Annotated in this window: 15 protein-coding genes; 3 read left to right on the top strand and 12 right to left on the bottom strand. The window is 36.3% G+C overall.

The annotated features are described in order from the left end of the window. Window positions 1-6: 6 nt before the first annotated feature. The 5 genes from sirA to yneA all read right to left on the bottom strand — a co-directional run bounded on the left by sirA (window position 7) and on the right by yneA (window position 4,312). On the bottom strand, window positions 7-474 hold the full coding sequence (gene sirA / locus HHU08_RS11825) for a sporulation inhibitor of replication protein SirA (protein WP_224428158.1): 468 nt from the start codon (window positions 472-474) through the stop codon (window positions 7-9). Between the two features lie 154 nt (window positions 475-628). Then, entirely contained in the window at window positions 629-2,635 is a 2,007-nt protein-coding gene (tkt, locus tag HHU08_RS11820; protein ID WP_169188535.1) for a transketolase, read from the bottom strand. A 251-nt stretch (window positions 2,636-2,886) separates the two neighbouring features. Next, on the bottom strand, window positions 2,887-3,120 hold the full coding sequence (locus tag HHU08_RS11815; RefSeq protein ID WP_016205022.1) for a DUF896 domain-containing protein: 234 nt from the start codon (window positions 3,118-3,120) through the stop codon (window positions 2,887-2,889). Window positions 3,121-3,315: 195 nt separating this feature from the next. Further along, window positions 3,316-3,978 carry a YneB family resolvase-like protein gene (locus tag HHU08_RS11810; protein ID WP_169188534.1) on the bottom strand — a complete coding sequence of 221 codons (663 nt, stop codon included), beginning with the start codon at window positions 3,976-3,978 and terminating at the stop codon, window positions 3,316-3,318. Between the two features lie 22 nt (window positions 3,979-4,000). Next, on the bottom strand, window positions 4,001-4,312 hold the full coding sequence (gene yneA / locus HHU08_RS11805) for a cell division suppressor protein YneA (protein WP_016205020.1): 312 nt from the start codon (window positions 4,310-4,312) through the stop codon (window positions 4,001-4,003). 155 nt (window positions 4,313-4,467) lie between these two features. On the opposite strand from yneA, the gene lexA reads away from it, so the two are divergent. After that, window positions 4,468-5,088, top strand: a complete 621-nt coding sequence (gene lexA / locus HHU08_RS11800; RefSeq protein ID WP_016205019.1) for a transcriptional repressor LexA — start codon at window positions 4,468-4,470, stop codon at window positions 5,086-5,088. A gap of 466 nt (window positions 5,089-5,554) precedes the next feature. Here the strand turns inward: lexA and HHU08_RS11795 are convergent, their stop codons facing one another. From HHU08_RS11795 to HHU08_RS25465, 3 genes are all read right to left on the bottom strand, one after another. After that, complete coding sequence (locus HHU08_RS11795; RefSeq protein WP_016205018.1) at window positions 5,555-6,025, bottom strand: YbaK/EbsC family protein; 471 nt, start codon at window positions 6,023-6,025, stop codon at window positions 5,555-5,557. Between the two features lie 162 nt (window positions 6,026-6,187). Continuing rightward, a complete protein-coding gene (locus tag HHU08_RS11790) occupies window positions 6,188-6,616 on the bottom strand; it encodes a cell wall hydrolase (RefSeq protein WP_101731270.1) in 429 nt (142 codons plus the stop codon). A 105-nt stretch (window positions 6,617-6,721) separates the two neighbouring features. Continuing rightward, window positions 6,722-6,850, bottom strand: a complete 129-nt coding sequence (locus tag HHU08_RS25465; RefSeq protein WP_263479837.1) for a hypothetical protein — start codon at window positions 6,848-6,850, stop codon at window positions 6,722-6,724. Window positions 6,851-6,998: 148 nt separating this feature from the next. On the opposite strand from HHU08_RS25465, the gene HHU08_RS11785 reads away from it, so the two are divergent. Both HHU08_RS11785 and HHU08_RS11780 read left to right on the top strand, forming a co-directional pair. Further along, window positions 6,999-7,562, top strand: a complete 564-nt coding sequence (locus tag HHU08_RS11785) for a CBO0543 family protein (RefSeq protein WP_016205016.1) — start codon at window positions 6,999-7,001, stop codon at window positions 7,560-7,562. A 77-nt stretch (window positions 7,563-7,639) separates the two neighbouring features. Then, on the top strand, window positions 7,640-7,786 hold the full coding sequence (locus tag HHU08_RS11780) for a DUF4021 domain-containing protein (protein ID WP_156827883.1): 147 nt from the start codon (window positions 7,640-7,642) through the stop codon (window positions 7,784-7,786). 48 nt (window positions 7,787-7,834) lie between these two features. Here HHU08_RS11780 and HHU08_RS11775 read toward each other — a convergent pair whose 3' ends face one another. From HHU08_RS11775 to HHU08_RS11760, 4 genes are all read right to left on the bottom strand, one after another. Then, entirely contained in the window at window positions 7,835-8,311 is a 477-nt protein-coding gene (locus HHU08_RS11775; RefSeq protein WP_016205015.1) for a (2Fe-2S)-binding protein, read from the bottom strand. Next, on the bottom strand, window positions 8,312-9,136 hold the full coding sequence (locus tag HHU08_RS11770) for an FAD binding domain-containing protein (RefSeq protein ID WP_169188533.1): 825 nt from the start codon (window positions 9,134-9,136) through the stop codon (window positions 8,312-8,314). Beyond that, window positions 9,126-11,453, bottom strand: a complete 2,328-nt coding sequence (locus tag HHU08_RS11765; RefSeq protein ID WP_169188532.1) for a xanthine dehydrogenase family protein molybdopterin-binding subunit — start codon at window positions 11,451-11,453, stop codon at window positions 9,126-9,128. The genes HHU08_RS11770 and HHU08_RS11765 overlap by 11 nt, the downstream gene beginning before the upstream one ends. Window positions 11,454-11,748: 295 nt before the next feature. Then, window positions 11,749-12,294, bottom strand: a complete 546-nt coding sequence (locus HHU08_RS11760) for a YfiT family bacillithiol transferase (RefSeq protein WP_101731276.1) — start codon at window positions 12,292-12,294, stop codon at window positions 11,749-11,751. Window positions 12,295-12,299 lie beyond the last annotated feature (5 nt).

Genomic DNA, 12,299 nt, shown 5'->3' with positions numbered 1-12,299 from the left:
TCCATTTTACACAAAATTTCTTTCTTTTATCGGTTTTAACCAGCCAAATCGATCATTTTCTATATCTATTGCTAAAAAGGAAGGCTCGTGCTTTCGAATAATTTCAAAGAAAATGGATTCCGCGTCATAATAACCATCTGCTTCTATATATAAATAATCGTCCTTCATCATTAATGATGCGCTGCTTAAATTTCCATTTTCAATATAAAACACACCATCTTTATATTGGAAGCTCTTATTTCTCTGCAAAGCGGCATATAATTGATTCTCGATCATCCATTTGGAAATAGGCAGTGTAATAAAATCAACCTGTTTTTGAAGAATTTCCTTTAATGGTTGTCCATCGTCTGTTTTAGTATGGTCCGAAAATAAATTGTAAAACAAGCGTTCTCTACCGTTATAATGAATGGCGATTTTTTCTTTAATTAAATACAATTGATATCTTCTCATACTGCTCTTCACCAACCTGTCCACTTCTTTTCCTTCTATTATAAAGAAGGTTTGTTTCAAGATGTGTCTCAAGGTGTAAAAAAAACAGACTTATTTTGTCGAATCAAAGAAAGTAGAATGAACAAAGAAGTGATTTTCCGTCATTCTTGAAAATCACATCCCAGTCATTCTTACTAGTTTAACTTTCTAGCAATGCTTTTAAGCGTTTTACAACATTGGGCACGGTAAATCCATATTCCTCTAATATTTTATTTCCAGGTGCAGATGCTCCAAATGTATCAATTGAAAGAACATCTCCTTCATCCCCTACATATTTATGCCAACCAAGAGAGCTCCCCATTTCTATTGCTAATCTTTTCTTTACTGATTTAGGAAGAACTGTCTCTTTATACTCGTTTGATTGCTGTTCAAACCGATCCCATGCAGGTAAGCTTACAACAGAGATATTAATTCCGTCTTTTTCTAATTCTTGCTGCGCTTCTACTGCTAGACCAACTTCGGATCCTGCTGCGATTAACAATGCATCTGGTGTTCCTGCTTCTGTAGGAGAAATAACATATCCACCTTTAGATACACCATCATATGCATTATCCTTTGTTCCTTTAATGGTTGGCAAGTTTTGTCTAGTTAAAACTAATGCTGTTGGCTTATCCGTAGATTCTAACGCAATTTTCCATGCCGCTGCTGTCTCATTTCCGTCGGCTGGACGAATGACAGAAAGATTTGGCATTGCTCTTAAGGAAGCTAATTGCTCTACAGGCTCATGGGTTGGACCATCTTCACCTACTGCAATACTATCATGGGTGAATACATATGTTACCGGCAGTCCCATCAATGCAGCAAGACGAATAGCCGGTCTTAAATAATCTGAAAAAACGAAGAAGGTACCGCCAAAAATTTTCAATCCACCATGGAGGACAATTCCATTAAGTGCTGCTCCCATCGCAAATTCTCTAACTCCAAACCAAATATTTCTTCCTTCAGGTGTTTCTGGAGTAAAATCGTCTCCTCCTTTTATCATTGTATTATTACTTCCCGCTAAATCGGCAGAACCACCAATTAAAAATGGTAGATTGTTTGAAATACTATTGATAACTTCACCTGATGAGGCACGGCTTGCTAAGCTGCTACCTTCTTCATAAACTGGTAAGTCATTATCCCAGCCTTGCGGTAATGTATCAGATAAAGCAGACTTTAACTGATCAGCTAGTTCTGGAAATTCTTTTTCGTAATTTGAAAAAAGATCATTCCATTCTTTTTCCTTTTTATCCCCATGGATTGCAACCTTTTCTTTAAAATGATTATACACTTCATCTGGTACATAGAAATCTTCCTCAAAAGTCCATTTATATGCTTCTTTTGTTAACTTCAACTCATCAGCACCAAGGGGAGCTCCATGAACAAGTGATTTCCCAGCTTTATTTGGTGCACCAAATCCTATAATTGTTTTTACTTCAATTAATGTTGGTTTAGATTGATCCTTTTTTGCTTCTTCTAAAGCCTTAGCTATTTGATCTGTGTCATTTCCGTCTTCTACTCGGATATATTGCCAGCCATAAGCCTTAAAACGTTGCTCCACACTTTCGGAAAAGGATTTATCTAGATCACCATCTAAAGAAATATCATTAGAATCATACATCACTACTAATTTTCCTAACTGCAAATGTCCTGCAAGGGAAGCAGCCTCAGCCGATACCCCTTCCATTAAATCACCGTCACCACAAATGCTGTATGTAAAATGATCAACGATTGGATAGTTATTTTTATTATAAACACCTGCTAAATGCTTTTCTGCAAGAGCCATTCCGACAGCCATCGCAATCCCTTGGCCAAGAGGACCTGTGGTTGCATCAACTCCTACAGTATGTCCATATTCAGGGTGACCTGGTGTCTTGCTTCCCCATTGTCGAAATTGCTTTAGATCATCAAGTGATAAGTCATAGCCGGATAAATGCAATAAGCTATATAGTAATGCAGAGCCATGTCCTGCAGATAAAACAAAGCGATCACGATTAAACCAATCTGGATTTTTGGGATTATGATTCATATAAGATGTCCACAATGTATACGCCATTGGTGCAGCCCCCATTGGCATTCCGGGGTGACCTGATTTTGCTTTTTCAATTGTATCAATGGATAGTGTTCTAATTGAAGCAATCGATAAATGATCTAATTTTGTATTCAACTTTCAACATCCTCTCTTTTCCATATTTATGTTTCCTATATGATTCTTTTCTATTTATGTAATTTAGAAAGAAGCACCACTATATAATTTCGACATTTATTTGGTATTTTACCCATTAATTCCTTAAGAAAACATAAAAAAACCTTAACATTTTTTCATGCTAAGGTTTTTTTCTACTAAAAGAGTTGATCCTATCTTGCTTGGTATATTCTTGTAGACTTCTTTATTTGTAAAAAAAATCTTTGATAGAATTAATGCATCTTCTTTTTGTTTTGAATATCTTTAACTTTTTGCGGGGTAACATCGTTTCCTTCTGGATCAATAATCTTTACATTTTCGATTGTATTTACCATCGTAGAACGGAAATTTTTTAAATATTCAGCGCGTAATTTCGTTTGTTCTTTTGCTTCTTCTGGTGTTAAACCAATTTCCTTTTTCTTTTTTGCAAGTTCATTTATACGATTAAGTTTATTTTTAGGGAACATTTTATTCTCCTTCTATTAAAGTTTACTTTAAATATAGATTATTCCTGCCTATACGCCTTTAACTTTTGGTCCTATTATGGAAGGGCTATTAGGTAGGCTACACAAAACATAAAAAAGCCCAGTTTACAATGCAACTGGCTTGTTGAAAATTAATTATAGCATAAATAAGTACACTTTCCTATTTTTACGATTAGCTTAAGTTTCGTTTAATTGTTCCATATATTCTTGGTATCTTCGATGAATAGTAGCTTTTGAAAAAGCATAGCCTAGTCCCTTTAAAGTAGACGTTATTTCTGCAAAGGTTAACCCATTTTGCTTTAATTTTACTACTTCTTCAATTGGAACTTCCAGCTTCTGTCTTCCAGAATGATCTCCTAAGTTTTTTAAATTTTTATCAGGACGATAACCATTCTCTACTGCTCGTTTCATTCCTCTTTTTATCTTTAAATTATGTATCTTCCGCTGATATTCTTCTACTATGCTGACAATTTTCAATACCATTTCATCTGCCTCTGAAAGAGTAAGCTCTCCAGATGACGATATGCTATAAACCTTTATATTTTCCTTTAAAATGCAATGTAATATGGCAATTCTAGCATTTCCTCTTCCCAATCTCGTTTCATCTTGTATTAAGATCGACGATATTTCTTCCTCTTTTATCAGCGTTAATAGCTCGAGCAGTCCTTCTCTATCTAAATCGTAGCCACTTGCTCTTTCCGAGATTATTTGTTTTACTTGAAAGTCCATTTTACTTGCCAATTCTAATAATTCCTCTTCCTGTCTTGCTAAGGATGTAGTCTGTTCTTCTTTATCTGTACTTACACGACAATAAATTATTGCATTCTTTTCAATCTTCATTACTATCTCGTTTCCTTTTCTCTTATTCAGAAGCTAACATTAGTTGATGATCCTCTTCACGCACTGGGATAAGCAATTCTTTTCCAACTGTAATATTACTAGCAGAAATATTATTATTTTCTTCTACCCATTTGATAAATTGCTTTTTCGTCATATTATAGGAACCTGCATATTCATTTGATAGTTCCCATACCGTTTCTCCATTCTTCACCGTAACCGACATATAATCGCTTGAATCTGATTCTCCAGTATTAACTACAATCATTATACACGCTGCTAACCCACAAATTAAAAGAATAATAGTATATGAATATTTTTCCCACAGTTTTGCCATCTATAATTCCACCTTTTTTAGAATGTATGTTCGTTTATAAATCTAGTTTAATACGAACAAACGTTTCCTGTCAACAACAAAATAGAACTTATGTTTGTATCCTTTTATTTATCGTGTTATAATTAGTACAAGAATAATATAACGAGGTGCGTATAATGCAGAAGCTTTCAAAGAGGCAATTAGACATACTAGAATACATAAAAGAAGAAGTAAAGCTAAAAGGATATCCACCTTCTGTTCGTGAAATTGCAGAAGCAGTTGGTCTTGCATCAAGTTCAACAGTTCACGGTCATTTAGCAAGATTAGAAAGTAAAGGACTAATCCGTCGAGATCCAACTAAACCAAGAGCTATTGAAATATTGGATTTAGAAGAAAGCAATATACCAAAATATAATATTATTAATGTTCCTGTAGTCGGAAAAGTTACAGCCGGTATGCCTATCACTGCTATTGAAAATGTAGAAGAATATTTTCCATTACCCGAAAGGCTTGCACCGAGCGATGAACAAATTTTCATGCTTGAGATAATGGGAGAAAGTATGATTGAAGCTGGTATATTAGATGGTGACTATGTAATCGTCAGACAACAGCATTCAGCTAATAACGGGGATATTGTTGTCGCAATGACCGAGGAAGATGAAGCAACAGTTAAACGATTCTTTAAAGAACGCGACTTTATTCGCCTTCAACCAGAGAATAGCACAATGGAGCCGATCATTCTTCATAATGTGAGCATTCTTGGTAAAGTAATTGGTGTATACCGTCAAATTCAATAAGTACTTTTCTAATTGAAAAAGGCTTGTCATTATAGACAAGCCTTTAGACTGTAGACAAACTCCTTGAAATTTGAGGTTTTGCCTATGGTCTTTTTTTGTGGCCCCTTCTAATAGGGATGTTAATTTCCGCTACAGGGGTTCGCTTTCCATGGGGCGAGCGCCGAGCCGCTTCGTCGCTACGCTCCTGCAGGGTCTCGGACTTTCTCGCATCTCCCATAGGAGTCTCACCCCTTCCGCTCCAATCAACATGGTTTCATCAAGTTAGTCTAGAATTTTAACCGCTCGGGTTTTAAAATATAGGTAGATAATTTTTTTGAGATGAAATCATGCTTACCAATTATATTCAAAACTGGTAATCGAAGTAATCACATTAATAACTATAGAAGTAATAGTCATGCTTAAAAAGATTACAATGTATTTTTGCACTAACTCCAACTCCCACGAATGTATTTATAGTGTTATTGTTTTACTCCCAACCTTTACATACATTTACCCATTCGACTACATTACCGTATATGTATAGCTCTTCATTGGTCAATTCTATGGCTGAATTACTACTTCCGCAAGCTGGAAAAACGGTGGTGAATCGCTTCAAGGATTCATCCATATAGACAGGTAAATCTTCCGTCAAACCAAAAGGACAAACGCCGCCAACTGCGTGACCCGTTTTCTCCAATACTTCTTCTGGGGATAGCATCCTTGGTTTTTCTGTAAAGGTTTGCTTGAATTTTTTATTGTCAATTTTGGCATCACCCGCTGCTACGATTAAGATTGCATCATCTTCCTTTCGAAAAGATAACGTTTTAGCGATTCTTTTCGGCTCTACTCCTAATGTGTTTGCAGCTTCTAAAACGGTGGCACTAGAGGTTTCAAAAATTTGAATATCTTTCTCTCTATTCCATTTACTTAAATATGTTTGTACATTTTCTAAAGACAACGTAAGACACTCCCTAAGTTTTCATAATATTTTAAAATATACCACTAATTAACCAAGACCTCAAATGCTTATTTCTTAAAATTCTCCAAAATTTCTACACAAAAAAGATGTCCTCCAAAATACAGACACCTTTTTAATAAGTAATAGAAAAAATCTTCAAAATTAGAATGTGTTATAAACATTTTCGCATTCTTCTGCAGTTGGTTCATAAAAACAATGCAGCTTAAATCTCCCTACATGTGGCTGATTATACCAAGTAGGAGGACAATCGCCTGGGGGACGAAAATACCATAAGCTATATTTTGCTGGCCAAAAGGATTCACCATTCACTACCCTTCTCGCCAACCGTCGTTCACTTTCTCTTGGTCTTTGATAAAAATAACCTTTCGTTGTTGCTTCAAACGCATGGGCTTGATAAACCATATCGGAAACAGTACGTAGTCCCCTGAAATCAGAACAATCTGCTCTGATCCGATTAATTCCAACGTTCCCAACTAATAACATCCCTAATTCCCCTTCTCCCTCTGCTTCAGCACGGAGAAGTCTTGCTAATAAATCAATATCCGCATCTGTTGTTCGTACTACTGCCAATGTATCACCTCCTACACTTTCATCCTATTTCTCCATACCTTATCCTATTCCTTAAAGGAAAAATACACTGAAAGTATTTTAAGTAATCATACATAGACTATTTTTTTAAAAGTTAATAAGTTTTTTAAATTCCTTAAAACCTATAATATAGCTTGCAGCAATGAGTCCATTAATAAAAATAATATAGAACAAACCAACAATATAGACTTTATATTTTTTCCACTTTTTTTTCATTACATATCCCACCTTTAATAACTTTTATTCTCTCCCATCATTGGTAAATTTATGTATACTAAAAATATCTAATAAAAAATCCAATCTTCATTCATACTAATACCATAAAATTCTTTTTTATTGTTGAAAAATAAAAGTGGTGACCTATATGTATAGCTTAATATTGCATCTTCCTACTAACATGGAAATTAATAAAGCAAAGGAGAAATTATACCATCTGTCCATCGATCATTGGTTTCAGCATGATTTATTTTCGCCAAATTGGTGGATTCTTTTCTTAGCAACGATAATTCCCTATTTTATTTGGTGGAGGTTAGTAGATAAAAATCGTTTTTTTGAAATATTCTCTTATGGCATGGTATGTGCCACTATATCTATGCTCCTAGACATTATTGGCACAGAATTAATGCTATGGAGCTATCCGGATAAACTTATCCCCATCATCACTCCGTTAATTCCTGCTAATTTGGTCATTATTCCTATAACAGCAATGCTTGTCTATCAATACTTTAGCAATTGGCACAAATTTTTAGTAGCTACTTTAGGTTGGTCTATATTATTTTCATATATTATCGAACCATTATTTATGCTAAGAAAAATGTTTATATTAGGAGAACATTGGTCCCATACGAAATCTTTTGTTGGTTTTATTATCTTAGGTATTATGTTAAAGGCTCTTTTTGAAAAAATTAAGAAGCATCTTCCTAGCTAAGCATGTTCTCTTTCTCACATATAATTTTTATTTTTCGACAGACTATTAAAGAATAGACCATGAAAGGAGCAAAAAACATGAAAGATCAAAAGAAGAATGAAATAAACAAACAAAACAATTTAGGCTTAGATACGGATGAACAAGAAATGAACGGCTTATATGGTATGGCAGAAACAAAGGAAGAGAATGCCATAAACAAAACAAATAATCAGCAAAAGTATTAAAACGAAAAATTACTCCTGCATACTTCTTGCAGGAGTAATGATAAGAGCTCATTCTTTTTTATGCACAATTGCTTTCAACACCGCTGCTTCTATTTCCTCATAACTCGTACAACGACATATATTGGATTCCAACCACTCTTTTATCTTTTCTCTACTAGGATTGTGCTCATTAAGGAGGAGAGCATGCCCATTCATAATGAACCCAGGTGTACAGTAACCGCACTGAAAGGCAAATTCTTCGATAAAAGCTTGTTGGAGTGGGCTATCTTTTAGTCCTTCTATTGTAATGATTTCCTTTCCTTGCGCTTCTACGGCAAGCATTAAACATGATTTCATCGCCACTTGATCAATGATAATCGTGCAAGCGCCACAGTCACCATTAAAGCACCCTGGCTTCGCGCCTGTCAAAAATAGATTTTCACGCAATGTGGCCAGCAATGTTTTTGATGGAGGAATGGTTACAAAGTGATTTTCACCATTTACACGCAGTTTTACTATTACTAAATTTGGTCCACTTTCCGGCAATTATATTCCCTCCAATCGATCCAAAACTTTTTCTAAAAGGTCGGACAGCACAAACAAGCGATATTCATCCGATCCTTCTACATCATTTAAGATTGGAGAAGGTAGATGGTTTATTACTTCTGCAATGCGCTCTTCTCTTCGCAATGTTTTATTATTAATAAGATTTTCGAGTTCAAGTGATCGAAATGGAAAGGGGCATAAACCACTGATTGCTACTCTTATTTGTCCGTCGAACTTTAATCCAGCAATCGTAATTAGTGGGTAGCCAGTTTCCCACTGCTGTCTCACCTTTATTGCTATATATTCTTTAGATAAGTATTTTTTATCGATAAATGCTTGCACCAATAATTCTCCGTTTTCAAGCAATAATTGTTCTTCAAACACATCGTGAATATATTCTGTTCGAATTCCATTTTCACTAGCGAGAACTAACACACTATCTGTAAGTAGGAAGGGTAATACCGCTTCTCGATAAAAGATATTGCCACAAATATTCCCGCCAATTGTTATCTTATTTCTTGCTGTTCGATCAGCAATTTCTTTACAGACATCTGTTAATAACGGAAAATAATTAAGCTCTTCTATATCCGTCAATGTAATACAGGAACCGATCACGAAATACTCTTTATCAACCTGATGAATATTACATGCGGCTATTTGTTTTACATCAATAGAGACATCTACATTTAATTGATCAATTCTCCTTAATGTAATAATCTCCGTCCCGCCAGCATAATACGCCGGATATCTGTTTTGTCCTTCAACTTCAGCATATTTTTTTGTTGCTTGTTCTATTGTGGAAGCAACTATATATTCAAATGCCATTATGTGCCTCCTTCACGTGTCTCCAAATTGCTTCTGGCGTAAGTGGTAGACTTTTTAACTCGGTGTTTATCGCCAAGGAAAGTGCATTTCCTAATGCGGCTGGAATACCTACTAATCCATGCTCTCCCGCTCCCCTTGCCCCAAATGGAGCTTCTATATGTGGTGTTTTAATAATGTCAACTTCATATTCTGGATGTTCTCCAAACCTTAATGGTCGATATGTGCGTAATTGTGGATTTAGTACTCTTCCGTTTTCATCAAAATAAAAGGCTTCCCTGCATGCCCAAGCAATCCCCATACTCATTGCCCCTTTGATTTGACCAAGCGCTGCTTTATGATTAAGCACTTCTCCTAAATCCACCACCGTTATTGCTTTTAAAATCTTGTACCTCCATGTTTTCATATCCATTTCTATTTCTACTCCTTGGGCGGCTACTGCCCATTCTGGACCTGGGTTACCAGCACCTGTTTCTGGGTCTAAATTCGTTAAGCCAGTAAGTGAATAACTACCATTGGCTATGATTTGACCGCCAATAGAATTTCCATTGGGATACGTATACCCATAGACAATGTCTTCAAATGGAATCGAATTCTTTGGATTATCTCTTAAAAAGATCATCTCATTTGCTACTTCTAAATCATCTTCAGGCACTCTTAACACGATTGCACCCATTTTCTTCAGTTTTCGAATTGCATCATCTGCTGCAGCCATGACTGCTCTCCCTGCCATTAATGTCCCTCTACTTGCAACTGTCTTCCAATGCTCTGGCTCTGTTTGTGTATCAACGGCCATTCTCACATGAATTCGATCCACATTCATTTTCATTTTTTCTGCTAAGATTTGCGCTAGTACTGTTTTCGTTCCGGTACCAATCTCGACTATTCCAGACATTAGATTTATGCTGCCATCTGAATTAAAGGTGAGAACGACTCCAGAGCTAACCGCAGGACCAATAGTTGAATTCTTCCAACTACAGGAGATCCCTTTTACTCGTACTTTATTCGAGGCGATAGCATGGATTTGCCCCTTATCCCATTCCATTATTTCCCTTAAACGATTAATACATTTTTCAACATTTCCTACTTTACTGCTCGTTAACACCACTTGTGTAGGTGTTGTATCACCTGGATGAATGGCATTAATTTTTCTAAAATGAAGCGGATCTATTTTTGCTTTTTTTGCAAGCATATCAATGGCTCTTTCAAAAGCAAAATGGACCTCTCCGTGGCTGAATCCTCTAAAGGGTGCTGCATATGGATGATTAGTATATACACATAAAGCATCACACCAAACATTGTCAATTTTATATGGTCCAGTACAATCAACTGCTCCAGCTGTACTTAAATGTGGAGACTTATCCGCATAAGCTCCACCATCAAATACATACTTTAATTTTGCGGCAGTCAGTTTACCTTCTTGGGTACAAGAGAGCTGAACAGTTGCCTCTAAACCAATATGAACTGGGGAAACGGTTAAATCTTCTTCTCTCGTATTAAAAACTCGTACCTTCCGTCCACCGACTGCTCTAGATGCGATAAATGCAAAAATTTCTAAATGGACCGATGCCTTTCCACCATAACCACCACCTACAAATGGTGTTTCGACGACTACTTTGCCTGTTTCCACTTTAAAATCTCTACTGATGATTTTTTTTACCATATAAGGTGCCTGCGAGCTTGTTACAATACGAACAATTCCACTTTCCCTAATCTCACAAAGAGCAGCTCTTGTCTCGATAGCGGCATGATCAGAAATCGGAATCGAAAAATGTGACTCAATCGATACTTTCCCTTCCTCCATTCCAAGGTTAATATCGCCTTTTCTAATCTTTGTGTGATTAATCATATTTGTACCTTCCACAGGATAAATGCCTTCATCCTTTGTGTAATCGAGCAAATTATCATGGAGAAGCGGCGCATCGCTTTCAAGTGCTTGTAAGGCAGAATTCACCACTGGAAGCGGTTCATATTCGATGTTAATGAGCTGAGCAGCTCTTCTCGCAACAGGGATTGTTTCAGCAACAACTAATGCAATTACTTCTCCGTAATAACGTACTTTTTTAACAGCAAGAGGTGGGCGATCAATTACCTCTTCTCCGATTAAAGGTAAATTATCTCCAAGAATAATTGCTCTTACGCCTTCCAACTTTTCTGCCTCTTCTATATCAATCGAAGAAATATATGCATGGGCGTACGAACTTTTGACCATTTCTACATGCAAGGCATCTGTCGCCAAGTAATCACCTGTATACCTTGCGGTGCCCGAAACTTTTTCCAAGGATTCCTTTCGAAAAACACTTTTGCCGATATATGTCACACTTTCCCTCCTCTTTTTCATTGGATAGAAGTTTTCTCTAAGTAATAAAAGTTACTGGAAAAAGAATGGTTACGTACTTTCTATTCGAAAAACTTGCGTAAGTTTTCCTGCAAATCTTTATATATATATGAGTAATTCACCTGAAATATATGGAAAGAGACTAATAAATTTACGGAGAAATATCAAACAATGGGTTATTCGAGTACAATCACGTGGATTTTTGTGCAGAAAAAAAGGAGGAAATAAGATAACTCTCTCTCATTCCCTCCCATACTTTATCTTGAAAAAGCAAGTATCATTTCACCAGCCAGCCCTTTTTCTCACACAGATTCGTAATATGTGCCAGGTGGTGACGTCCATGCCAAGCATAGTTTCCGACTAATAAACGAACCGTTTGCGTTCCGCTAACTGGATGATGCAGTTCTTTTTCTAATTCATCTGTTAGAATTAGGGATTTTATTAAATGTACCCATCTTGTATGAATGGTAGTAAGCATTTGGAGCGACACATTAACAGGCAATGAGTAATCTGCAAGCTCTGCCCATAATGCTTCTTCATATGGTTTAATAGTTGGCGTTTTTTCCGTTAAAGCAAGCTTTGTCCGTATATATGCATTCATATGACTATCTGCAACATGATGCACAACCTGTCGAACCGTCCATCCGCCTTCCCTATAGGGCGTATCTAACTGTTCTTCTCTTAATGAAGCAACTGTTTTCGCTAGTTTTTCTGGATATCGCTCTATTTCGCTGATCCAGCTATGCAGAACTTCTTCCGAGATTTCTCCTTCATGCGCGAATACTCCAATAGGATACCTTTCATCCACTCTATATTCCCCCATTATTT

The organism is Niallia alba (assembly GCF_012933555.1).
GTDB classification, from domain to species: Bacteria; Bacillota; Bacilli; order Bacillales; family Cytobacillaceae; genus Niallia; species Niallia alba.
Note: the sequence above shows the minus strand (reverse complement) of the source record. Positions and strands in the feature narration are given on the sequence as shown.